Here is a 20,768-nt window from a genome sequence, read left to right on the forward strand (position 1 = left end):
GGGCCGATCCGTGCCGGGCGGGCAGTTTGTCGATCACGGGGCCGCGATCAGCGGATTTTCGTTGCCCGCCGCCGATCGAGCGATAGACCCGCGGACGTGCGGTCGCCGATGCGCCTTTCGACGTTCGAACGTCTGCCTCCCGCTGCGCGCGCGCGGATCGACGATGGCCTGTCCGTGGCGATCGACGCGGTGGCGACGCGGGCGGCGTCGACGCACGGCTTCCTGCGCTATGGGTGGTATGCCGCGGCGCTGGACGCCTATGGCGGCAGGGCCCGGACATTGGTGGTCGAGGAGGAGGGGCGGCCCGCGCTGGCGCTGCCGTTCGTCGGTATCGGGCCAGGGTTCGCGCGCGCGGCGGCGGTGCCGGGCAGCTACTGGCCGTTTCGCAGCTTTCCGCTCGCCGCCGACGCGGGGGAGGCGGTGCTGCGAGTGGCGCTGGCGACGCTGGCGCGCGCCGTCACACTGCTGCGGATCGGGCCGGTCTATGACGACGATGCTGCGGTGATGCCGCTGATCGCCGCGGCGCGGGCGCAAGGGTGGGCGGTGCTCGACCGGTTCGTCGCGGACAGCTGGCTGCTCGACATGGCGGCGCGGCAGCAGGAGGGGGCGTGGCCGCGCGGGTCGACGCTGCGCAAGAACCGCTTCCACGAAAAGCATCTCGCGAGCCATGGCGTGCCCGACTGGCGCTTCCTGTCGGGGGCGGACTGGCCGGCGGCATTCGACGATCTGGCGGCGGTGGAGCAGGCGAGCTGGATCGCATCGCGCACCGACGGCCGCGATGCCAAGTTCACACGGCATGGCCATGGCGCCTTCTGGCGCGCGGCGGCGCGGGACCCGGTGCTGGCGCAAAGGATGCGCGCGGCCTTGCTGACCATCGACGGCACGCCTGCGGCCTTTTCGTTCGATCTGGACGCGGGAGCGATGACATACGCGATCGCCAACAGCTACGACCCCGCCTATGCCAAGCATTCGCCCGGCAAGCTGCTCTATTACCGCAATCTCGTGCAGGCACAGACGCGGGGGATCACGCGGGTCGACTGGGGGGCGGGCGACAGCGGCTACAAGCAGGTGATCGGCGCCGATCGGGGGCCGGCGATCCGCGACTGGCTGCTGGTGCGTCCGGGCGTGCCTGCGCTGGTCGGGCGGCTCGCTGCGGGTGCATGGCGGCGATCGGGGCAGTAGACGGAACCCGGCCCCAGCGCGTAGGCGTTGAGCCATCATGTTCGTCTTCCTCGATTTCGAAGCCTCGTCGCTCGCCAAGAAAAGCTATCCGATCGAGGTCGCCTGGGTGTTCGAGGACGGCACCGAGGAAAGCCACCTGATCCGCCCGCCGCTGCAATGGTCGGACTGGGACAACGAGGCGGAGGCGATCCACCATATCACGCGCGCCGAGATTGAGGCGAACGGCACGCCGCATGACGTGGTTGCGCAGCGGATGATCGATGTGCTCAGCGGCCATGCCCTGTTCGCGAGTGCGCCGTCGTGGGACGGCAAATGGCTGAGCGCACTGCTGCGCGCAGCGAAGCAGCCGCGCCACGCGCTGCGATTGCGCGACAGCGAAGAGGCGCAGCGCGAGACGGCGACCGCGATCCTGCGCGGGGTGGTGCCGGATGTCGAACTGGGGCGGGCGGTGGCCGATGCCGTCGTACTGGGCGAGGTGCGCGATCATGACGTGCCGGCGCATCGGGCGCTGGCCGATGCGCGCGACGAATGGCGTCGTTGGGGGCTGGTGAAGCGCGCCGCGGAAGAGCGCGCGGGGGCCTGATGGGCGAGGTGGTCAACTTCCGCCGCGCCCGCAAGGCACGGGACCGGGCCGCGGCGGGCAGGGTTGCCGATGCGAACCGCGCGAAGTTCGGGCGGACCAAGGCGGAGCGTGAGGCCGCAGGCGCCGAGGCGGCGCGGATCGAGCGGACGCTGGATGGGGCGAAACTGGAGGATTGAGGAATAGGGCATCGCGCCCACCCTCACCCTTCGCCGCCTTCGGCGGCTCTTCCCTCTCCCATTGGGAGAGGGAGGGAGGCGCGAAGCGCCGGAAGGGTGAGGCAGGCGCGGCGCGTCGGCGGCTTAAACGCGCCGCCGCACCCGCCACGCCATCGCCGCGACCAGCGCGGCCAGTCCGAACCAGGTCAGCGCATACACCAAGTGGCTGTTGCGGAACCGCACCACGGTCAGCCCGCCGCGCGGCCACCCGCTTTTGGGTTCGCTCGCATCAATGAAATAAGGGGCGATTCCACCCAATCGCCGGCGCGCCGCGATCGCGACGATGTCGCGCGAATACCAGCGGTCCGCCGCCGGGTCGTTCGTGCGCAGGAACGCGCCACCCGGTTCGCTCAGCCGCAATAGGCCACGAATGGATTGCATGGCGGGGGAGGGGGCGATTCCGGTCCGCCGGTCGGCGGGGACGAAGCCGCGGTTGACCAAGAGGGTGAAGCCGCGATCGGTATCGAAGGGCGTCATCACCCAAAAGCCGCCGCCCAGTTCCGTCACCGCCTGCACCAGCGTGTCGGCGTCGGTGCGATAATGCCCACGCACGACGACGGGGCGGTAGACATCGTCCTTGCCGATGGCGGGCCAGCGATCCGGTCCGGGGGCGGGCACCGGCGGCTGCACCAGCATCGCCTCGGTATGCGCGATCAGCGCCAGTTTCCACGTCCGGCGTTCGAGCTGCCAGACGCCCAGTCCGATCAGCGCGGCGATCACGAACAGCAACAGGCCGGTCGTGATCGCACGCCCACGATTCATGGGGCTACATCGCCCCCATGTCGCCGCCGCTCATGCCCGGCATCATGTTGGCGTTCATGTGATACATGACCCACATCGAACCGGCGAGGCAGATCGCCACGATGATGACCGTGAAGATCAGCGCCATCAGCGTCCACCCATTCTCCGACTTGGAGTTCATGTGGAGGAAGTAGATCATGTGGACGACGATCTGCACCAGCGCGAACGCCATGCAGATGCCCGCCGTGATCCGCGCGTCGGCGATGACGCCGCTCATCACCAGTCCGAACGGAATGGCGGTGAGGATCACCGACAGGACGAAGCCGATCACATAATCGCGGCGGGTGCCGTGCGCCTCACCCGAGGAATGGCCGTGGTCATGGCCATGGCCGTGATCGTGCGCATGATCGTGTGCGTTGTGCGCGCTCATCGCAGCACTCCCAGCAGGTAGACGAAGGTGAAGACGCCGATCCAGATCACATCGAGGAAGTGCCAGAACAGCGACAGGCACTGCAGGCGACGCTGGTTGGCGGGGATCAGGCCCTTGCGGCCGACCTGTACCATCAGCGTCACCAGCCAGATGATGCCGAAGGTGACGTGCAGGCCGTGCGTGCCGACGAGTGTGAAGAACGACGACAGGAACGCGCTGCGCTGCGGACCGGCGCCCTCGGCGATCAGGTTCGAAAATTCGTAGAGCTCGATCCCGAGGAAGGCGAGGCCGAACAAGCCGGTGATCGCCAGCCAGCCCTGCGTGCCCTTCACGTTGCCGTCGTTCATCGACAGCATCGCAAAGCCATAGGTGATCGACGACAGCAGCAGCATCGAGGTGTTGAGCGCCACCAACGGCAGCTCGAAGATCTCGTGCGGCTGCGGGCCGCCGGCATAGCTGCTGCCGAACACGCCATAGGCTGCGAACAGCATGGCGAAGATCAGGCAGTCGCTCATCAGGTACAGCCAGAAGCCCAGCATGGTGCTGCCGCCGGCGTCGTGATGATGTTCGTCGGTCTCGTAGAAGACCGGGGCCTGGGTGCCCGGGGGAATGGTCGCTTCGCTCATGACTCCTCAGGCCCCCATTGCCGGGGTTTGGGCCGGGGTTTGGGCCGGCTGCTGGGCCGCGCGGGCGGCGAGTTGCTGCGTGCGTAGGTCCTCGCACGCCGTCACTTCCTCGGCGGGGATGTAATAATCGCGGTCGTAGTTGAAGGTATGGCCGATGCTGACCGCCACGATCCCAACGAAGGACAGGATGGCGAGCCACCACATGTACCAGATCATCGCGAGGCCGAAGACCACCGCCAGACCCGCCAGGATCACGCCCGTGCCGGTGTTGCGCGGCATGTGGATGTCGCGGAAGCCGGTGGTCGGACGCACGGCGTTGTTCGCCTTCATGTCGTACCAGGCGTCGACATCGCGGACGACCGGCGTGAACGCGAAGTTATAGGCCGGCGGCGGCGACGAGGTCGCCCACTCCAGGCTGCGGCCCTGCCACGGGTCGCCGGTCTCGTCGCGCAGGCTGTCGCGATTCTTGATGCTGACGAAGATCTGCATCAGGAAGGCGCCGATGCCCACCGCGATCAGCAGCGCGCCGATCGCCGCGACGATGAACCAGATCTGCAACGACGGATCCTCGAAGTGGCGCAAGCGGCGTGTCACGCCCATCAGGCCGAGCACGTATAGCGGCATGAACGCGACGTAGAAGCCGACGACCCAGAACCAGAAGCTGATCGTGCCCCAGAACTTGTCGAGCTTGAAGCCGAACGCCTTCGGGAACCAGAAGTTGATGCCGGCAAACATGCCGAACAGCACGCCGCCGATGATCACGTTGTGGAAGTGCGCGATCAGGAACAGCGAATTGTGCAGCACGAAGTCGGCGGGCGGCACCGCGAGCAGCACGCCGGTCATGCCGCCGATCACGAAGGTGATCATGAACGCGACCGTCCACATCATCGGCAGTTCGAAGCGGATGCGCCCCTTGTACATGGTGAACAGCCAGTTGAAGATCTTCGCGCCCGTCGGGATCGAGATGATCATCGTGGTGATGCCGAAGAACGAATTGACGCTCGCCCCTGACCCCATGGTGAAGAAGTGGTGCAGCCAGACGAGGTACGCCAGGATGGTGATGACCAGCAGCGCGTAGACCATAGACGTATAGCCGAACAGCCGCTTGCCGCAGAAGGCGCTGGTAACTTCGCTGAACACGCCGAACGCCGGCAGGATCAGGATGTACACTTCCGGGTGACCCCAGATCCAGATCATGTTCACGTACATCATGGGGTTGCCGCCCATGGTGTTGGTGAAGAAATGCGTGCCGAGGTAGCGATCGAGGCTGAGCAGCGCGAGCACCGCGGTCAGGATCGGGAAGGCGGCGACGATCAGCGTGTTGGTGGCGAGCGCCGACCAGGTGAAGATCGGCATCTTCATCAGCGACATGCCCGGCGCGCGCATCTTGACGATGGTCGCGAGCAGGTTGACGCCGGATAGCAAGGTGCCGACGCCGGCGACCTGCAACCCCCAGATGTAATAATCCACGCCGACGTCAGGCGAATAATCGAGCCCCGACAGGGGGGCCATCGCCAGCCAGCCGGTGCGGGCGAACTCACCCACGAACAGGCTAACCATGACGATCGCCGCACCCGCCGCGGTCATCCAGAAGCTGAAGTTGTTGAGGAACGGGAACGACACGTCGCGCGCGCCGATCTGCAGCGGCACGACATAGTTCATCAGACCGGTGACGAAGGGCATCGCCACGAAGAAGATCATGATGACGCCGTGCGCGGTGAACACCTGGTCGTAATGGTGCGCGGGCAGGAAGCCTTCGTTGGCGCCGAACGCCATGGCCTGCTGCGCACGCATCATCAGTGCGTCGGCAAAGCCGCGCAGCAGCATGATGATGCCGAGCACCATGTACATCACGCCGATCTTCTTATGATCGACCGACGTGAACCATTCCTTCCACAGGTAGCCCCACACCTTGAAATAGGTGAGGGCGCCCAGCACCGCCGCACCGCCGATCGCGACCATGATGAAGGTCGCGACCAGGATCGGCTCGTGGATCGGGAAGCTGTCGAGCGTCAGGCGCCCGAAGATGGTCTTGAGAAAGCTATCGGACATCATGTCGGTCCTACGAACGGGCCACGGCAGTAACGCCGGGAAGGGGCAGCGGATCGATCGCGGTCATGCTGCGGTTGGCTTCGCTGCCGGGCTGGCTGCTGCCGGGGGCTTGCTGGCGGGGGGCGTTACGGTGCGGGCTGCTGCCCTTTTCCTCCGGCTCCTTCTGCAGCGCGCCCTTCGAATCGCTGCCGCGCATGTGGCCGGTGTCGTTGACGGGAGGGGCATGGCCCATGTCCATCCCACCATCCTTCATCATCGTCGCCTGCATGCAGGTTTCGCCGGGCTTGGTGCACATGCCGAGGATGCGGTCGAACAGGCCGGGCGCGAAGCCGGCGTAGCGGATCGCGGGGACCTTTTCGCTCGGACGCTCCAGCTTCAGGTAGGTCGCATTGTCGAGCTTGCCCTGCGCGCTGCGCGTTTCCGACACCCACTTGGCAAAGCCGGCATCGTCGAAACCATCGACGGTGAAGCGCATGTCGGAGAAGCCGGCGCCGCTATAGTTGGCCGAAATACCTTCGAACCGGCCGGGCTTGTTCAGCACGGCGTGCAGCTGCGTCTCCATGCCCGGCATCGTGTAGATCATGCCGGCCATGGTGGGGACATAGAAGGTGTTCATCACCGACGACGAGGTCATCCGGAAGACGACCTGACGGTTGACGGGCAGGACCAGCTCGTTGACGGTCGCGATGCCCTGTTCGGGGTAGATGAACAGCCACTTCCAGTCGAGCGAGACGACCTGGATTTCCAGCGGCTTCGCGTTCTTCGCCACCGGCTGGCCGGGCGCGATGCGCGCGAGCGGGCGATAGGGGTCGAGGCTGTGCGTGCTGATCCAGGTCAGCGCGCCCAGCGCAATGACGATCAGCAGCGGGGCCGACCAGATGATCAGCTCGAGCCCCGTCGAATGGTCCCAGTTCGGGCGATATTCGGCGTCTTCGTTCGTGTGGCGGTATTTCCACGCGAACAGGACGGTCAGCGCGATCACAGGCACGATGATCAGCAGCATCAGGCCGGTCGACCACAGGATCAGATGGGCCTGTTGCCGCGCGACATCGCCGGCCGGGTTCATCACCACCAGATCGCACCCACCCAAAAGGGCCGGCGCGAGGAGCGCGAGGGCGGCGGTGCGCATGCGCGCCGCGCGGAAGGACGGAAGGGTTCGCATCGTCATTCGCGCTAATCCCGTTCGCTGCACCGCAAAATAGGACATTTTGTCCTATCCCGTCCCCGTCGTTCGCGCGCTAGAAGGTCGTGCGCGCGCTGCGTCCGAAAGGACACGACGTGCGTTGACGACCGGTGGCCGAAAGGCCGTGAGACGACAGGACTGCGATACATGTCAGTGGCTTCCGCCCATTCCGCACCGCTTGAACGCGATGCCCGTGCCGTCAACACGCGGGGCGACCATGAGGTCCGTCCGGGCGAGATCGCGATCGGCGTTATCATCGGCCGCACGTCCGAATTCTTCGACTTCTTCTGTTATGCCATCGCTTCGGTCATCGTCTTTCCGGCGCTGGTGTTCCCTTACGTCGACCGGTTGACCGGCACGCTCTGGTCGTTCGCTCTCTTCCCGCTGGCGTTCATCGCACGGCCGATCGGCACGCAGATCTTCATGTGGGTCGACCGCACCTACGGCCGCGGCACGAAGCTGACGATCGCCTTGTTCCTGCTCGGCACGTCGACCGTGTCGCTCGCCTTCCTGCCCGGTTATGCCGAAGTCGGCATCTGGTCGGCGATCCTGCTGTCGCTGTTCCGCATCGGCCAGGGCCTCGCGCTGGGCGGCGCGTGGGACGGCCTCGCGTCGTTGCTCGCGCTCAATGCGCCGGCCGAGAAGCGCGGCTGGTACGCGATGGTGCCGCAGCTCGGTGCGCCGCTCGGCCTGATCGTCGCCAGTGCGCTGTTCGCCTTCTTCCTGTCCAATATGGACATGGGCGATTTCCTGTCGTGGGGCTGGCGCTATCCGTTCTTCGTCGCCTTCGCGCTGAACGTCGTCGCGCTGTTCGCCCGGCTGCGCATCGTTGTGACGCCGGAATATACCCAGCTGTTCAAGACGCGCGAGCTGACCCCCAGCCGCGTGACCGCGACGGTGAAGGCGCAGTGGCGCAACATCATCATCGGCGCCTTCGCCCCGCTCGCCAGCTTCGCGCTATTCCACATGGTGACGGTGTTCCCGCTGTCCTGGGTCGCGCTGTTCACCAAGGAAGACATCGCGCGCTTCCTGGGGATCGAGATCGTCGGCGCCTTCTTCGGGCTGGGCGCGGTCGTCATCTCGGGCCTGCTTGCCGACCGGATCGGGCGGCGTTCGGTGCTCGGCTATACCGCGGCGGCGATCGCGGTGTTCAGCGGTTTTGCGCCGCAGCTGCTCGGTGCGGGCAGCTCGGGTGAGCTCGCGTTCATGATCGGCGGCTTCATCCTGCTCGGCCTCGCCTTCGGCCAGTCGTCGGGCGCGGTGACCAACAACTTCCCCAAGGGTGCGCGCTATACGGGTGCGGCGCTGACGTCGGACCTCGCGTGGCTGTTCGGTGCGGGCTTCGCGCCGCTCGCCGCGCTGGTGCTGGCCAGCGAGTTTGGGCTGATCGCCGCGGGTGGTTATCTGCTGTCGGGTGCGATCGGCACGCTGGTGGCGCTGGGCCTCAACAAGGAACTGGCACGCCGTCTCGACTGATCGACGTTGCCTTACGAGGTATGCGAGCGCGCGTCGGCTTCTGGCCGGCGCGCGTTTTGCGTTGCGGGGCAGGTGGTTGAAGCGGCCGTCGTCATAGCGAGGGGTTGGCCCCCCGGTGGTGGCGCGTGGCAAAGGCCGGCGGGGGCTCAAGCCTGCGCTGGGGCGACGACGTTTTCTAAGGCGTAAGATACGGCGCCGTCAGTCGATCGCGCGGACCGACAGCACCTCGATCGCATCGTCGCGGCCACCGAAGGGCAGGGCGTCGCCGGGTTCGGCTCCCATGAGCGCGCGCGCGAGCGGCGACTGGAACGACAGCCGGTCGGCCTGCGGTTCCGATTCGTCATCGCCAACGATACCGATCTCGCGCGTGCGACCGCCCATCCGGATCGTTACGATCGTGCCAAAGCCGGCGCTACCGTCCGCAGGCGCCGGCGTCTCGATCGCGGTCGTGCGCCGCGTCTGCCAATAGCGCAGATCACGCCGGATCGCCTCCGCCTGTTCGGTATCGGCGTCGGCCAGCCTGGCTTCTAGGTCGATTAACTGGCGCTCGATCAAGGCCTTGCCTGCTGCCGTCACCCAATTGGGGCCGGCTGGCAGGGGACGTTCGAACTTGGGTTCCAGATGTTCTTCGTCGCTCTCGCGGCGGAAGGCGACGCTCATCTCATCCTCTCCATCACTGTCCCACCATCGGACAGGCGGGGCTTAACCACCTTTGCCGCTGGTCCAAATCGTAAACGCGGCGTTAACGCCTTTGCTATGACCAGACGCCTCGTCCTCACCAACGAATCCGCCCGGCATCCTTTCCGTCGCGCGTTGCCGCCGCCGAAGGTGGTCGATCCCCGCAAGAGCGACGACAGCGACTGGAAGCTGTTCCTGCTCAGCTTCGCCGCCTTCTTCACCTGCTTTTATACGTTCCTGTTCTGAATGCCGCGCGCCTGCCTCAGTCGCAGGCGAGATGCAGCCTCTGCGCGATCCATGCGGAGACGAGGCACATGGCGGCGACCAGGAACAGCATGTCGACCGCCTGAACCCCCGCGACGTTGATCCCGATCGCGGCGATCGAACCCAGCGTCATCGCGCCCGAGTTGACGACGTTGTTCGCCGCCACGGTGCGCGCGGTCTGATCCTTCTCCACGGTCGTCGTCAGGAAGGCGTAGAGCGGCACGACGAACATCCCGCCGGTGGTCGCGATCGCGAGCAGGGACAGCATGATCGGGATGGCGCGCGGCTGGGCGACGAATTGCGCCCAGTCGTAGAAATGGCCCGGCGCCGCGGGCGTCCAGCCGCGGCACAGGAACGAGAACAGCACGACGAACGCGCCCATCGCGATCACCGATACCGGCGAATAGCGCGCGCTGATCCGCCCCTTCAGCATCGTGTTGATGACCACGGAGCCGATCGCGACGCCGACCGAGAAGATCGCGATCGCACCGCTCGCCACGCGCTCGTCGGCGGTCAGCACGTTCTTCACCAGCGGCGGGAAGATGATGATGAGCACCGACCCGATCGTCCAGAAGAAGCTGATCGCGCAGATCGCCAGGAACAGCCGCGGGATGTGCATCGTCGTGCGGATCAGGCGGAACGAGGCGGTGAAGGGGTTGTAGTTGAGCTTCAGTCGCGGCCCTTCGCGCGGCGCGGGCGGCACCGCGCGGGCGGTGATCCAGCCGATGCCGGCAATGACGAGGACGAGGATCGCCGCGCCCTCGATCGGCACCCAGCCCGCCATGATCGTACCCATCAGGATGGCGAGATACGTGCCCGCCTCGACCAGGCCGGTGCCGCCGAGGACGTCGTGCGCCTTCAGATGCTGCGGCAGGATGGCGTATTTGATCGGGCCGAAGAAGGTCGAATGGACGCCCAGGAACAGCACCGCGCCCAGCATCAGGCCGATGCCGACGTGCGGATAGCCCGCACGGGCCACCATCAGGCCGCCCGCGCCGAGCAGCATGATGCCGATTTCCGCGGTCTTCACGATGCGGATGATCCGCGCCTTGTCGTGGCTGTCGGCGAGCTGACCCGCCAGCGCGGAGAGCAGGAAGAAGGGCAGGATCGCGATGCCGGTGGCGACCGCGTTGAAGATCGTTTCCACCTTCGGATCGTTGAAGATCGCATAGGTCGCGAACAGCACCATCGACGTCTTGAACAGATTGTCGTTGAAGGCGCCCAGGAACTGCGTCGTGAAGAGGGGCAGGAAGCGGCGCTGCTTCAGCAACCCCAAAGCATTGATCATGCGGAACACGGCCTTCGATCGTGGCAGGATTGCGGCGGGCATAGCCCAGTGGCGGCGCGACGCCAACCGGGGTTGGGTGGGCGGGCGCTTCCCCGCGCAGGTCGTCATTCCCGCGAAGGCGGGAATCCAGAACCTCTGACGCTGCGGCTCCATCGATATGGTAGCGCGTCTGGATTCCCGCCTGCGCGGGAATGACGGTTGAGGAGGGCGCTCGCACATGTTTCGCAGCGATGTGCAAAACATCATTACTTCCCGGCCCGCAGCGGGTTAGGAGAGACCCACGATGCTGACCTTGCCCAATCTTCTGACGCTGTCGCGGATCGTCGCGGTGCCGTTGCTCGTCGCCTTTCTGTGGTGGCCGCGGTGGGAGGCGGGGTTCGCCATCGCCTTCGCGCTCTACTGCCTGATGGGGATTACCGACTATTTCGACGGCTACCTTGCGCGCGCGCAAGGCGCGGTGTCGAAGCTGGGCGTCTTCCTCGATCCGATCGCGGATAAGATCATGGTCGCCGCGGTCATCCTGATGCTGGTCGGAACGCGGCACGACGACAGCGCGCTGATCACCGGCGTGCATCTGATCGCGGCGCTGATCATCCTGCTGCGCGAGATCGCCGTATCCGGGCTGCGGGAGTTCCTGGCCGGGCTGCAGGTGTCGCTGCCGGTGTCGAAGCTCGCCAAGTGGAAGACGACGCTGCAACTCGTCGCCTTTGGCGCGTTGATCCTGGCGGGCGCGTTGCCGGCGCAGGTGTGGATCAAGGTCGCCGGCCTCGGCTGTCTGTGGGGCGCAGCGGCGCTGACGCTGGTGACGGGCTGGGATTACCTGCGCGTCGGCCTGAAGCACATGGACTGAGCGCGATGCGGATCGACATGCTGTATTTCGCCTGGGTCCGGGAGGGCATGGGCCGGGCGGGTGAGACGGTGGACGCGCCGGACACGCTGGCGAGCGTCGCCGATCTGGTCGATTGGCTGGCGGCGCGTGACGATGCCTCCGCCGCGGCGCTGACCGATCGCGCGCGGTTGCGGGCGGCGGTGGATCAGGCGTTCGTGACGCTCGACGCGCCGATCGCCGGTGCGCGCGAGGTGGCGCTGTTCCCGCCTGTGACGGGCGGATGATCCGCGTCCACGTCTCGCCCGCGCCGATCGATCTGGCGGCGGAGATGGACGGGGTCGAACGCGCGGACGGCGCCGGGGCGATCGCGACTTTCACTGGCCTCGTCCGCAGCGACGACGGCGTGGGGACGCTGGAGCTGGAACATTATCCCGGCGCGACCGAGGCTGCGCTGACGCGGCTGGCGGAGGAGGCGACGGCGCGCTGGGCGCTGGGCGCGGCGACGATCGTTCACCGCGTCGGGCCGATGGCGCCGGGCGAGCGGATCGTATTCGTGGCGGCGGCCGCGCCGCACCGTGCGGCGGCGCTGGAGGCGTGCGCCTATCTGATCGACCGGCTGAAGACCGATGCGCCGTTCTGGAAGCGTGAGACCCGCGGCGGCGAGGCGCGCTGGGTGGAGGCGCGAGACAGTGACGCCGACGCGGCGGCGCGGTGGGGGCGCTAGGGCGCCTTTCCTACACCCGTCACCGCGGACTTGGTCTGGGGTCCCCTTGCAGCAAGGGGTTGGCTGGAGCCTTTTGCCGCCCCCCTGTGGCCCGGTGGACCCCGGACCAAGTCCGGGGTGACGACGAAGGAAGGGATGGCCGCCCGCCTTACGGCAGCCGCGGCACCAGCACGCCATTGACGACGTGGATCACGCCGTTCGCCTGCGCGACATCCGCCGCCTCGACATAGCTGCGATTGCCGCTGGCGCTGGTCAGTGTGATGACGTCGCCGGTCATCGTCGCAGTCAGCGGCTGGCCGCCGAGCGTCGTCAGCGTCGCGCGGCCGCCGCCTGCTGCAATGCGCGCCTCCAGCTGCTCGGTGGTCATGGTGCCGGGGACGATATGGTAGCGCAGGAGCGCCACCAGCGTCGGCCGGTTCTCCGGCGCGAGCAGATCGCCTGCGATGCCCGGCGCCAGGCGGGTGAAGGCCATGTCGGTCGGCGCGAACAGCGTGTAGGGGCCGTTGCCCGCCAGAAGCGGATCGAGTTCGGCGACGCGCAGCTCCCGCGCGAGCGTGGTGAGGCCGGGCGTCGTCGCGACCGACTGAGCGATCGTCGCTTCCGACTCCATTCGGCTGGGATCGACCGCCACCGGTGCCGGCGCGGATACGACGGGCGGTGGCGCGACTACCGGCGCGGTGGCGGGCGGCACGCAGCCGGCAAGGCTGGCGAGCAGGACGGACGGGCCGAGCCGGCGGATCGATCGGGCGTAGGGTCGGGTCACGCACACTCCTGTGTTTCTCGGCCCTTACCGGGCTTCGGCCAGCGCCTCGGCAAGCAGCTGGAAATCCTTTTCGCGTGGCGACGCGCGGCGCCAGACCAATGCGATACGCCGCACCGCATTGTCGGCGTCCAGCGGTTTGGCGACGATATTGGTGTGATCGAGTATGCCTGCCTTCAGCGCCATTTCGGGCAGCATCGTCATGCCCAGGCCGTTGTCGACCATCTGGACGATCGTGTGCAGCGAGGTGCCGAGCATCGTCGCTTCCGCGCGCAATTCCGGGCGGTTGCACGCCGAGAGCGCATGGTCCTTCAGGCAATGCCCGTCTTCGAGCAGCAGCAGCCGCGTCTCGTCGATCAGCGCGGCGGGCACGGCGGGCGGGTCCGACGGCATGTCCTGCGGCTGATAGGCGACGAACAAACGATCGTCGAACAAAGGCTGGCTGGCGACGTCGCCGCAGGCGAAGGGCAAAGCGAGCAGGACGCAATCGGTGCGACCATTGTGCAAGCCCTCGCATGCAGCGCCCGAAGGCTCTTCGCGCAGGAACAGCTTGAGGTCGGGATAGTCGCGGCGCAGGCGGGGCAGGATGTGGGGGAGCATGAAGGGCGCGATCGTCGGGATGACGCTCATCCGCATCTCGCCCGACAGCGGCCGGCCGGCAGCGCGGGCGATGTCCCCCAATTCTTCCGCCTCGCGCAGCACACGGCGCGCCTTGTCCGCGATCCGGTCGCCCAGCGGCGTGAAGCGGACGACGCGCCGGGTGCGTTCGACGAGAGTGACGCCGATCAGCGTTTCGAGTTCGCGCAGACCCGCCGACAGCGTGGACTGGGTGACGAAGCACGCTTCGGCCGCGCGGCCGAAATGGCCATGGTCCTTCAGCGCGACGAGATATTGCAGCTGTTTGAGCGTGGGGAGGTAGGTCGCCGCCATGGGCTGGCGAGATAGGGGGTGGGGCAGGGGGATGCCAGTCCTAAGTCTGGCGGGTTGGCTGGCGTGGCGGCTGCCCGGCAAAACTCGTCACCCCGGACTCGTTCCGGGGTCCACTTAGCCGCGGGGGGAGGGCTGGAGCCTCTTGCCACCCCCTTGCCGCCCGGTGGACCCCGGAACGAGTCCGGGGTGACGGGTAGTGCTAGGCGATCGTCTGCCTTGAGGATTACTCCGCCGCTTCTTCCCAGTCGCGGGTCTCTTCCACCGGCATGCGGATCAGGTGGTCGAAGGCCGACAGTGCTGCCTTCGACCCTTCGCCCATTGCGATCACGATCTGCTTGTACGGCACGGTCGTCACGTCGCCCGCAGCAAAGATGCCGGGTTGCGAGGTGTGGCCGCGGTGGTCGATTTCGATTTCGCCGCGCGGCGACAGCGCGATGGTTCCCGCCAGCCATTCGGTGTTGGGGACGAGGCCGATCTGCACGAAGATACCGGCGAGATCGACCCGATGCACCGCCTCGCTATTCCGGTCGCGGTAGGACAAAGCGACGACCTTGTCGCCATCGCCATGGACTTCCGTCGTTAGCGCAGAGGTGAGGACGGTGACGTTGGCGAGGCTGCGCAGCTTGCGCTGCAACACCGCGTCGGCGCGCAATTCGCTGTCATATTCGATCAGCGTGACGTGCGCGACGATGCCGGCAAGGTCGATCGCCGCTTCGACGCCCGAATTGCCGCCGCCGATCACCGCAACCCGCTTGCCCTTGAACAGCGGGCCGTCGCAATGCGGGCAATAGGCGACGCCCTTGTTGCGGTATTCCGCCTCGCCCGGCACGTTCATCGTGCGCCAGCGCGCGCCGGTCGAGAGGATGACGGTGCGCGCCTTCAGCGACGCGCCGTTTTCGAGCACGACTTCGTGCAGGCCGTCGGCGCCCGCGGGCACCAGCTTTTCCGCGCGCTGCAGATTCATGATGTCGACGTCATAGTCGCGCACGTGGCGTTCCAGCTCTGCGGCGAGCTTCGGGCCTTCGGTGTGCGGCACCGAGATGAAATTCTCGATCCCCATCGTGTCGAGCACCTGCCCGCCGAAGCGTTCCGCCGCGATGCCGGTGCGGATGCCCTTGCGCGCGGTGTAGATCGCCGCAGCGGCACCAGCAGGGCCGCCACCGACGACGAGGACGTCGAACGCGTCCTTGGCCCCGATCTTTTCGGCCGCGCGCGCGGAGGCGCCGGTGTCGAGCTTGGCGACGATCTGTTCCAGCTCCATCCGGCCCTGGCCGAAGGGTTCGCCATTCAGGAATACGGTCGGCACTGCCATCACCTTGCGGCTGGCGACCTCGTCCTGAAACAGTGCGCCATCGATCGCGGTGTGCGTCACGCGCGGGTTGAGGACCGCCATCAGGTTCAGCGCCTGCACGACGTCGGGGCAATTGGCGCAGGACAGCGAGAAATAGGTTTCGAAATGATAGTCGCCATCGAGCGCCACGACCTGCTCGATCAGGTCCTGCGCCGCCTTCGATGGGTGGCCGCCGACCTGGAGCAGCGCGAGCACCAGCGAGGTGAATTCGTGGCCCATCGGCAGGCCGGCGAAGCGGACGCCGATGTCCGTGCCGGTGCGGCGGATCAGGAAGCTGGGGGTGCGGTCGTCATCGCCGGTGGTGACGCTGACCTTGTCCGACAGCGCGGCGATCTTGTCGAGCAGCTCGCGCATCTGCTGCGACTTGGCGTCCTGCCCCAGGCTCGCGACCAGCTCCACGGGGAAGCGGACGTGAACCAGATAGGCTTTGAGCTGCTGCGTCAGATTGGCGTCGAGCATGGGAGGCTCCCGAAAGGAATGAGTCTACGTAAAAAGCGAACGGCCCGAGGCGGATGGTCCGCCCCGGGCCGCGCGTGCCGTGGCCCCGGGGGGCAGCCGGCTTAGATCTTGCCGACGAGGTCCAGGCTGGGGGCGAGCGTTTCTTCGCCCTCTTCCCATTTCGCCGGGCAGACTTCGCCCGGATGCGCGGCGATATACTGCGCGGCCTTGATCTTGCGCAGCAGTTCGGCGGCGTTGCGGCCGACGCCTTCCGACGTCACTTCGATCAGCTGGATCACGCCGTCGGGATCGATCACGAACGTGCCGCGATCGGCGAGGCCCTGGCCTTCGCGCAGGATTTCGAAGTTGTTGCTGATCGCGTGGTTCTGGTCGCCCAGCATGTAATAGTTGATCTTGCCGATCGCGGGCGAGCTGTCGTGCCACGCCTTGTGGCTGAAGTGGGTGTCGGTCGACACGCTGTACACCTCGACGCCCATCTTCTGGAGCGTGGGATATACGTCGGCGAGATCTTCCAGTTCGGTCGGGCAGACGAACGTGAAGTCGGCCGGATAGAAGAAGAACACCGCCCACTTGCCGAGCACGTCGGTGTCGCTGACCGACACGAACTTGCCTTCCTTGTAGGCTTGCGTGGTGAAGGGCTTCAGCTTGCTGCCGATGAGGGCCATGGGTCGTCTCCGTTGAATGGTGTGGAGCCGATATAGGCGATCATGCTGCAATGCAAAATTGATCTGTTTGCGCCGCATGATCGATGTGATCGATTAGTACGAGGGCGCTGGCATTTTTCTACCGCAAGCGCGAGCGTATCACTTTGCAGCTGCGGAATAAATTGACCAGGCGCTGGTGAGGGTCAGCAACACGCCGACCAGCGCCATCAGGTGGCGGGTGGGGACGCGCTTGGCAAGAATGCCGCCGAACGGCGCCGCGACGAGGCCACCGATGAGGATGCCGAGCGTGTGCAAAGTGAAGGCGGACCAGCCGAGCACGGAGAAAAAGGTGACCGAGGCGGTGGCGGTGAGGAAAAACTCCGCCGTGTTGACCGTGCCGATCGTGTGGCGCGGCGTCGCGCCCTGGATCAGCAGGTTGGAGGTGACGACAGGACCCCAGCCGCCGCCGCCCGCGGCATCGAGGAAGCCGCCGACCAAACCGAGCGGCGCGACGACGCGAGGTTTGCGCGGCTTGATCTCGCCACCGACCGCGCGGAACAGCAGGTACAGGCCGATGCACGCGAGATAGGCCATGACGAACGGCTTGGCGACCGAGGCGTCGATCGTGCTGAGCAGCTTCGCGCCGGCCACCGCGCCGATCATGCCGGGGATGACAAGCCGGCGGAACAGCTTCCAGTCGACGTTGCGGTGTACGACGTGGCTGACGCCCGACGCGGCGGTGGTGAAGGTTTCGACCGCATGGACGCTGGCGGAGGCGACCGCGGGCGGCACGCCCATCACCGTCACCAACAGGGTCGAGTTGATGACGCCGAACGCCATGCCGAGCGCGCCATCGATGACTTGCGCCGCAAAGCCGATCGCGATGAACGGCAGCACCTGGGACCAGTCGATCGCAGTTAAAAAATCAGGCATCGCAGGCGGTAACTCCCGGCGCCCGGCAAAGACGCATTGGCCGCATCGTGCCCGCTGTGGCCAATTCCCACAACAAAGCTGGGCTTTGCCGCCCCCAAGCCGCGCGGTCTCTGCCGACGGCTTTGCGGCGGAACCATGGAAATTACGCCGCCGAAGCGTTACATGCAGCGAATGACGAGCCGGAAGGGCAAGGGGAAGTAACGGATGTTCGGACGGCTGGCCGCCTATCTCGATTCGATCCGGGCGCGTGATCCGGCCCCGCATTCGCGCGCCGAAATCCTGCTGTATCCGGGCGTTTGGGCGCTGGGCCTGCACCGCGTCGCGCATGCTTTGTACCGGCGGCGGCTGTTCTTCCTGGCGCGGGCGGTCAATCACTTCGCGCGGGCATGGACCGCGATCGACATCCATCCGGGCGCGACGATCGGCCGCAATTTCTTCATCGACCATGGCTTCGTCGTGATCGGCGAGACGGCGGAGATCGGCGACGACGTCACCATCTATCAGTGCGTGACGCTGGGCGGGACCAGCCCCGACAATGGCGTCGCAGGCAAGCGCCACCCGACGCTGGCCGATGGCGTCATCATCGGATCGGGTGCGCAGGTGCTGGGGCCGATCCTGGTCGGTCCGCGCGCACGCGTCGGTGCCAATGCGGTGGTGACGCGCGACGTGCCGGCCGGTGCGGTGATGGTCGGCATCCCGGCGCGGCCGACGATGGTAGAGGGCGGTGCGGCCGAAGCGCCCTCGCGCTTCGTGCCCTATGGCACGCCGTGCAGCGAGATGTTCGATCCGGCGACGCAGAAGATCGAGATGATGCGCTGCGAGCTGGAATCGATGCGCAAGCGGCTGGACGCGCTGCTCGCCGAACGGGCGGACGACGCCGTGCCGCAGGCGGAGCGTGACAGAGCGTGATGGGCGGGGCCTGATGGGGATCGTCACGCCGTTTCCGCTGGGACGCGAGCCGGGACAGGTCGGGTTCGAACGCGTCGAATTGAACCGCATTCTCGACCTGTACGGCCGCATGGTCGCGGCGGGGCATTGGAAAGACTATGCGATGGAGCTGGGCAAGGATGCCGCGGTCTTCGCCGCCTTTCGCCGCACCGCCGAACGTCCCGAATTCCGTATCGAGAAACGCCCCGCGCTGCGTGCGCGGCAGGGCATGTGGGCGCTGATTGGCGAGCAGGGCATGGTCCTGAAGCGCGGCCAGGAGCTCGGCCCGGTACTGGCGCCGATCGAGCGGCGGTTGATGAAGCTGGTCGACTGACGGCGGGGGCATTGGCCTAGCGGCAGCCCATTAGCCGTCATCTGAGCGAAGGCTGAGATATCCTCGTTATAGCGAGGAGCCGACGCCGCGAGACACCGTAGCCCTCGCTGCGGTGACCGCCGCTCGGATCAGAGGATGACGGGGAAGGCGGCGCCTTCCCCGGCCCCTCAAGCGTATTGCACCGGTGGCAGCCGGCGGCGGAGCGATTGCGACAGAGCGGTCACGACGGCGCGGCGCATCGGCTGCCAGAAGGCCGACAGGCACAGCAGCGCCGATCCGATGACGAAGGCGGTGAGCGCCGCGCCCAGTTCGATGGCGCCGGCGCTGCGGAACAGCGCGTAGAGCGCGGCCAGCACATAGGCGAGGCCCGACACCAGGAGCGCGCGCCGGTCGACCGCCAGCGCGATGGCGGCGAAGCAGACGTAGAGCGCCAGCACCACCACGGCCATCCCTGCGCCGATATCGCCGCGGAACACGCCCAGCATCTGGAAGATCGAATGTGCGATCATCGGTGCAGCGGCGAGGTGCAGCCAGAAGGCGACATCCGACCGGCGCGTCTTGCGTTCGGTATCGCTCATGTCCCAGCGCATTGCTGCGGCGAAGACGCCAAGGCCGCCGACCAGCAGCAGTGGCCATACCGCATCCTTCACGTCGGGGATGGCGGCGAGGATCAGGCCGATCGCCGTTGCGACCAATGCGGCCGCCCCGGCGGCGACGGTGATCGGCACCATGAAGCGGCGCCAGTGCAGCCACGCTGCTGCGGCGGTGGCCAGGCCGATGCCCGCGATCGCCAGCGCTCCCGCGCGATCACCGAGGTTTGGCGCGATGGCCTGCACGCCCTCGAACAGACCGCCAGCGACCCCGCCGACGAAGGCGATCAACAGCAGGATGCTGGGCAGTGCCATTCGGCGTTTGGCGGTGAAATATTCCGCGAGCACCCATGCCGTGCCCGCGACGAACACGCCACTGAGCGGACGGGCAAACGTGGTGCCGATCTGCCCCACCGCGACGAGCAGCAGCACGATCGCGATCGAGACGAAGATGTCGTTGAAGCCGGTGAGCAGACGGAAATGCTCTTCGTCCACCGCCGGTGCTGCGTGCGCCGCGGCGATGTGCGCGCGCAGCGCCGCCGCGGCGTCGGCGGAGATCGCCCCCGCCGCCACCGCGCCATCGATGTCGCTTTCGCTATACATGGCGATCCTTCCCCAAGTTGCCGATCGGGGGAGGTTATCAGTAGTGTATTATTTGTTCAACACACTAATATCTTGGGTGTTTGGGCGCTTAGCGGACGAGGGAGTTCCTCGCTCCGTCACTGTGGCCACAAGGGCTACATGACGGTGGAGTTCCGGTGGGTGTGACGGGCGACTCGCCTGAGCGGTGATGAGCCGCGCCGTCATCCACGCGGGATCAGCGCTTGCCGACGCGGGCCTTGCGGGCGGCGTAGCGGGCGTCGCGCGCGGCCTTCATCTCCGCCTCGGTCGGGATGCGGGGCTTGGCCTTGGCGGCGGCTTCTTCGGCAGCGATGCGCGCGGCTTCGGCCGCGGCCTTCTTCTCGGCGATCGCCTGTTCGCGTGCGGCCTTCTTTTCGGCGCTCGCCTTGGCGCGCGCAGCTTCCTTGGCTTCGGCGGCTGCGATACGCTCGGCGAGAACCGCTTCGTCGACCTGCGGACGGTTGCGCAGCTTCTCGAGTGCGGCCTCCTTGGCCTTGGCGGACAGCGCGGCGCGCTCCTGGAACGTCTGGGGTTTGTAGGCGGCCATGTGGTGAACGGTATTCCTTATTGTCGGGCTGACGGGTCGACGATGCGACCTCGGCGGCGTGCCGTTACAGCAAAACGTCGCATTCTCCAAAACGCTGCGTGTGGAACCGGCTCGCGGTGCGGCGGGCGAGCGTGTAGGGCGGCGCCTTTCGCCGCAACGAAGGACGCGATCGATGACCCCGCGCGAGCTATTGGGAACCGCCGAGGTGCCGGGCGGCGAGCCGCTGCGCCTGTTCCGCCGCGGTGGCGATTTCATGATCGTGCTGGAACGCAACGAGTTGATGATATGCTTTCCCCGGCACGAAGCTCGTCTGCGGCGACGGCCCCCTTCAGCTTCTTCTCGCGGCTGGCGTCGGCCATGATCGTGCTGCCGTCCACCGCCAAGTCGCGCCCCGTTACCAG

Annotated in this window: 25 protein-coding genes and 1 pseudogene; 12 read left to right on the forward strand and 14 right to left on the reverse strand. The window is 66.8% G+C overall.

What is annotated here, in order from left to right; all coding sequences use genetic code 11:
- Positions 1-108 precede the first annotated feature (108 nt).
- The 3 genes from ACP7A3_RS18850 to ACP7A3_RS18860 are packed head-to-tail and all read left to right on the forward strand — an operon-like array spanning position 109 to position 1,941.
- Positions 109-1,182: a GNAT family N-acetyltransferase gene (locus ACP7A3_RS18850; protein ID WP_426256871.1), complete on the forward strand. Its 1,074-nt coding sequence runs from the start codon at positions 109-111 to the stop codon at positions 1,180-1,182.
- A 37-nt stretch (positions 1,183-1,219) separates the two neighbouring features.
- Positions 1,220-1,765, forward strand: a complete 546-nt coding sequence (locus ACP7A3_RS18855) for a transcriptional regulator (RefSeq protein WP_426256870.1) — start codon at positions 1,220-1,222, stop codon at positions 1,763-1,765.
- Positions 1,765-1,941 (forward strand): DUF4169 family protein, encoded by a 177-nt coding sequence (locus ACP7A3_RS18860; RefSeq protein ID WP_426256869.1) that lies wholly within the window; start codon positions 1,765-1,767, stop codon positions 1,939-1,941. Before ACP7A3_RS18855 ends, ACP7A3_RS18860 begins: the two co-directional genes overlap by 1 nt.
- Before the next feature lie 123 nt (positions 1,942-2,064).
- Here ACP7A3_RS18860 and ACP7A3_RS18865 read toward each other — a convergent pair whose 3' ends face one another.
- From ACP7A3_RS18865 to cyoA, 5 genes are read right to left on the reverse strand one after another with little or no spacing between them, the layout of a single operon-like run.
- Positions 2,065-2,742 carry an SURF1 family protein gene (locus tag ACP7A3_RS18865; RefSeq protein WP_426256868.1) on the reverse strand — a complete coding sequence of 226 codons (678 nt, stop codon included), beginning with the start codon at positions 2,740-2,742 and terminating at the stop codon, positions 2,065-2,067.
- A 4-nt stretch (positions 2,743-2,746) separates the two neighbouring features.
- Complete coding sequence (cyoD, locus tag ACP7A3_RS18870; RefSeq protein ID WP_063688007.1) at positions 2,747-3,151, reverse strand: cytochrome o ubiquinol oxidase subunit IV; 405 nt, start codon at positions 3,149-3,151, stop codon at positions 2,747-2,749.
- Positions 3,148-3,777, reverse strand: a complete 630-nt coding sequence (cyoC, locus tag ACP7A3_RS18875; RefSeq protein ID WP_017977908.1) for a cytochrome o ubiquinol oxidase subunit III — start codon at positions 3,775-3,777, stop codon at positions 3,148-3,150. The genes cyoD and cyoC overlap by 4 nt, the downstream gene beginning before the upstream one ends.
- Before the next feature lie 6 nt (positions 3,778-3,783).
- Positions 3,784-5,832 (reverse strand): cytochrome o ubiquinol oxidase subunit I, encoded by a 2,049-nt coding sequence (gene cyoB, locus ACP7A3_RS18880; protein WP_043059430.1) that lies wholly within the window; start codon positions 5,830-5,832, stop codon positions 3,784-3,786.
- Between the two features lie 7 nt (positions 5,833-5,839).
- Positions 5,840-6,958 (reverse strand): ubiquinol oxidase subunit II, encoded by a 1,119-nt coding sequence (gene cyoA, locus ACP7A3_RS18885; RefSeq protein WP_017977910.1) that lies wholly within the window; start codon positions 6,956-6,958, stop codon positions 5,840-5,842.
- Between the two features lie 201 nt (positions 6,959-7,159).
- Between cyoA and ACP7A3_RS18890 the strand changes: the two genes are divergently transcribed.
- Entirely contained in the window at positions 7,160-8,488 is a 1,329-nt protein-coding gene (locus ACP7A3_RS18890; RefSeq protein ID WP_063688013.1) for an MFS transporter, read from the forward strand.
- A gap of 198 nt (positions 8,489-8,686) precedes the next feature.
- Here the strand turns inward: ACP7A3_RS18890 and ACP7A3_RS18895 are convergent, their stop codons facing one another.
- Entirely contained in the window at positions 8,687-9,148 is a 462-nt protein-coding gene (locus tag ACP7A3_RS18895; protein WP_426256867.1) for a GreA/GreB family elongation factor, read from the reverse strand.
- A 96-nt stretch (positions 9,149-9,244) separates the two neighbouring features.
- On the opposite strand from ACP7A3_RS18895, the gene ACP7A3_RS18900 reads away from it, so the two are divergent.
- The gene (locus ACP7A3_RS18900) at positions 9,245-9,412 is read left to right on the forward strand and encodes a hypothetical protein (RefSeq protein WP_017977913.1); all 168 of its coding nucleotides are present in this window, start codon (positions 9,245-9,247) and stop codon (positions 9,410-9,412) included.
- A 16-nt stretch (positions 9,413-9,428) separates the two neighbouring features.
- Here ACP7A3_RS18900 and ACP7A3_RS18905 read toward each other — a convergent pair whose 3' ends face one another.
- Positions 9,429-10,718, reverse strand: coding sequence for an MFS transporter (locus ACP7A3_RS18905; RefSeq protein WP_043059460.1), 1,290 nt, complete (start codon positions 10,716-10,718; stop codon positions 9,429-9,431).
- On the opposite strand from ACP7A3_RS18905, the gene ACP7A3_RS18910 reads away from it, so the two are divergent.
- From ACP7A3_RS18910 to ACP7A3_RS18925, 4 genes are all read left to right on the forward strand, one after another.
- Entirely contained in the window at positions 10,717-10,857 is a 141-nt protein-coding gene (locus ACP7A3_RS18910) for a hypothetical protein (RefSeq protein ID WP_294282024.1), read from the forward strand. The two genes, ACP7A3_RS18905 and ACP7A3_RS18910, sit on opposite strands and share 2 nt — an antisense overlap.
- Before the next feature lie 144 nt (positions 10,858-11,001).
- Positions 11,002-11,568: a CDP-diacylglycerol--glycerol-3-phosphate 3-phosphatidyltransferase gene (gene pgsA / locus ACP7A3_RS18915; RefSeq protein WP_116462409.1), complete on the forward strand. Its 567-nt coding sequence runs from the start codon at positions 11,002-11,004 to the stop codon at positions 11,566-11,568.
- 5 nt (positions 11,569-11,573) lie between these two features.
- The gene (moaD, locus tag ACP7A3_RS18920) at positions 11,574-11,831 is read left to right on the forward strand and encodes a molybdopterin converting factor subunit 1 (RefSeq protein WP_426256866.1); all 258 of its coding nucleotides are present in this window, start codon (positions 11,574-11,576) and stop codon (positions 11,829-11,831) included.
- Positions 11,828-12,271, forward strand: coding sequence for a molybdenum cofactor biosynthesis protein MoaE (locus ACP7A3_RS18925; RefSeq protein WP_426256865.1), 444 nt, complete (start codon positions 11,828-11,830; stop codon positions 12,269-12,271). Before moaD ends, ACP7A3_RS18925 begins: the two co-directional genes overlap by 4 nt.
- A gap of 148 nt (positions 12,272-12,419) precedes the next feature.
- Here ACP7A3_RS18925 and ACP7A3_RS18930 read toward each other — a convergent pair whose 3' ends face one another.
- From ACP7A3_RS18930 to ACP7A3_RS18950, 5 genes are all read right to left on the reverse strand, one after another.
- A complete protein-coding gene (locus tag ACP7A3_RS18930; RefSeq protein WP_020486403.1) occupies positions 12,420-13,034 on the reverse strand; it encodes a fasciclin domain-containing protein in 615 nt (204 codons plus the stop codon).
- 24 nt (positions 13,035-13,058) lie between these two features.
- Entirely contained in the window at positions 13,059-13,961 is a 903-nt protein-coding gene (locus ACP7A3_RS18935) for a hydrogen peroxide-inducible genes activator (protein WP_017977919.1), read from the reverse strand.
- A 223-nt stretch (positions 13,962-14,184) separates the two neighbouring features.
- Positions 14,185-15,771 (reverse strand): alkyl hydroperoxide reductase subunit F, encoded by a 1,587-nt coding sequence (ahpF, locus tag ACP7A3_RS18940; RefSeq protein ID WP_426256864.1) that lies wholly within the window; start codon positions 15,769-15,771, stop codon positions 14,185-14,187.
- Between the two features lie 101 nt (positions 15,772-15,872).
- Positions 15,873-16,436, reverse strand: coding sequence for an alkyl hydroperoxide reductase subunit C (gene ahpC, locus ACP7A3_RS18945; RefSeq protein ID WP_063688025.1), 564 nt, complete (start codon positions 16,434-16,436; stop codon positions 15,873-15,875).
- 138 nt (positions 16,437-16,574) lie between these two features.
- Positions 16,575-17,348, reverse strand: a complete 774-nt coding sequence (locus tag ACP7A3_RS18950; RefSeq protein WP_426256863.1) for a sulfite exporter TauE/SafE family protein — start codon at positions 17,346-17,348, stop codon at positions 16,575-16,577.
- A gap of 204 nt (positions 17,349-17,552) precedes the next feature.
- Between ACP7A3_RS18950 and epsC the strand changes: the two genes are divergently transcribed.
- Together epsC and ACP7A3_RS18960 are read left to right on the forward strand one after the other, a co-directional pair.
- Positions 17,553-18,257, forward strand: coding sequence for a serine O-acetyltransferase EpsC (gene epsC, locus ACP7A3_RS18955; RefSeq protein WP_426256862.1), 705 nt, complete (start codon positions 17,553-17,555; stop codon positions 18,255-18,257).
- Between the two features lie 13 nt (positions 18,258-18,270).
- Positions 18,271-18,609, forward strand: a complete 339-nt coding sequence (locus ACP7A3_RS18960; RefSeq protein WP_017977924.1) for a DUF2794 domain-containing protein — start codon at positions 18,271-18,273, stop codon at positions 18,607-18,609.
- 167 nt (positions 18,610-18,776) lie between these two features.
- Here ACP7A3_RS18960 and ACP7A3_RS18965 read toward each other — a convergent pair whose 3' ends face one another.
- Both ACP7A3_RS18965 and ACP7A3_RS18970 read right to left on the reverse strand, forming a co-directional pair.
- Complete coding sequence (locus ACP7A3_RS18965; protein WP_426256861.1) at positions 18,777-19,802, reverse strand: hypothetical protein; 1,026 nt, start codon at positions 19,800-19,802, stop codon at positions 18,777-18,779.
- A gap of 214 nt (positions 19,803-20,016) precedes the next feature.
- Positions 20,017-20,367 (reverse strand): DUF6481 family protein, encoded by a 351-nt coding sequence (locus ACP7A3_RS18970; RefSeq protein WP_017977926.1) that lies wholly within the window; start codon positions 20,365-20,367, stop codon positions 20,017-20,019.
- A gap of 172 nt (positions 20,368-20,539) precedes the next feature.
- Between ACP7A3_RS18970 and ACP7A3_RS18975 the strand changes: the two are divergent.
- A pseudogene (locus tag ACP7A3_RS18975) lies at positions 20,540-20,650 on the forward strand (spermidine synthase); the annotation flags it as partial.
- Positions 20,651-20,768 lie beyond the last annotated feature (118 nt).

It is taken from the genome of Sphingomonas sp. DC5200-1, assembly GCF_049897245.1.
Classification (GTDB): domain Bacteria; phylum Pseudomonadota; class Alphaproteobacteria; order Sphingomonadales; family Sphingomonadaceae; genus Sphingomonas; species Sphingomonas aquatilis.

Bases quoted from the DNA above. Each gene is read 5' to 3' on its own strand.
- epsC (WP_426256862.1), top strand. From the start codon at position 17,553: ATGTTCGGACGGCTGGCCGCCTATCTCGATTCGATCCGGGCGCGTGAT.
- cyoB (WP_043059430.1), bottom strand. From the start codon at position 5,832: ATGATGTCCGATAGCTTTCTCAAGACCATCTTCGGGCGCCTGACGCTC.
- ACP7A3_RS18905 (WP_043059460.1), bottom strand. From the start codon at position 10,718: ATGATCAATGCTTTGGGGTTGCTGAAGCAGCGCCGCTTCCTGCCCCTC.
- ACP7A3_RS18895 (WP_426256867.1), bottom strand. From the start codon at position 9,148: ATGAGCGTCGCCTTCCGCCGCGAGAGCGACGAAGAACATCTGGAACCC.
- ACP7A3_RS18860 (WP_426256869.1), top strand. From the start codon at position 1,765: ATGGGCGAGGTGGTCAACTTCCGCCGCGCCCGCAAGGCACGGGACCGG.
- ahpC (WP_063688025.1), bottom strand. From the start codon at position 16,436: ATGGCCCTCATCGGCAGCAAGCTGAAGCCCTTCACCACGCAAGCCTAC.
- ACP7A3_RS18965 (WP_426256861.1), bottom strand. From the start codon at position 19,802: ATGTATAGCGAAAGCGACATCGATGGCGCGGTGGCGGCGGGGGCGATC.
- ACP7A3_RS18890 (WP_063688013.1), top strand. From the start codon at position 7,160: ATGTCAGTGGCTTCCGCCCATTCCGCACCGCTTGAACGCGATGCCCGT.
- ACP7A3_RS18925 (WP_426256865.1), top strand. From the start codon at position 11,828: ATGATCCGCGTCCACGTCTCGCCCGCGCCGATCGATCTGGCGGCGGAG.
- ACP7A3_RS18970 (WP_017977926.1), bottom strand. From the start codon at position 20,367: ATGGCCGCCTACAAACCCCAGACGTTCCAGGAGCGCGCCGCGCTGTCC.
- moaD (WP_426256866.1), top strand. From the start codon at position 11,574: ATGCGGATCGACATGCTGTATTTCGCCTGGGTCCGGGAGGGCATGGGC.
- ACP7A3_RS18910 (WP_294282024.1), top strand. From the start codon at position 10,717: ATGCGGAACACGGCCTTCGATCGTGGCAGGATTGCGGCGGGCATAGCC.
- ACP7A3_RS18935 (WP_017977919.1), bottom strand. From the start codon at position 13,961: ATGGCGGCGACCTACCTCCCCACGCTCAAACAGCTGCAATATCTCGTC.
- ACP7A3_RS18960 (WP_017977924.1), top strand. From the start codon at position 18,271: ATGGGGATCGTCACGCCGTTTCCGCTGGGACGCGAGCCGGGACAGGTC.
- pgsA (WP_116462409.1), top strand. From the start codon at position 11,002: ATGCTGACCTTGCCCAATCTTCTGACGCTGTCGCGGATCGTCGCGGTG.
- ACP7A3_RS18865 (WP_426256868.1), bottom strand. From the start codon at position 2,742: ATGAATCGTGGGCGTGCGATCACGACCGGCCTGTTGCTGTTCGTGATC.
- ACP7A3_RS18855 (WP_426256870.1), top strand. From the start codon at position 1,220: ATGTTCGTCTTCCTCGATTTCGAAGCCTCGTCGCTCGCCAAGAAAAGC.
- cyoA (WP_017977910.1), bottom strand. From the start codon at position 6,958: ATGCGCACCGCCGCCCTCGCGCTCCTCGCGCCGGCCCTTTTGGGTGGG.
- cyoC (WP_017977908.1), bottom strand. From the start codon at position 3,777: ATGAGCGAAGCGACCATTCCCCCGGGCACCCAGGCCCCGGTCTTCTAC.
- ACP7A3_RS18850 (WP_426256871.1), top strand. From the start codon at position 109: ATGCGCCTTTCGACGTTCGAACGTCTGCCTCCCGCTGCGCGCGCGCGG.
- cyoD (WP_063688007.1), bottom strand. From the start codon at position 3,151: ATGAGCGCGCACAACGCACACGATCATGCGCACGATCACGGCCATGGC.
- ahpF (WP_426256864.1), bottom strand. From the start codon at position 15,771: ATGCTCGACGCCAATCTGACGCAGCAGCTCAAAGCCTATCTGGTTCAC.
- ACP7A3_RS18950 (WP_426256863.1), bottom strand. From the start codon at position 17,348: ATGCCTGATTTTTTAACTGCGATCGACTGGTCCCAGGTGCTGCCGTTC.
- ACP7A3_RS18900 (WP_017977913.1), top strand. From the start codon at position 9,245: ATGACCAGACGCCTCGTCCTCACCAACGAATCCGCCCGGCATCCTTTC.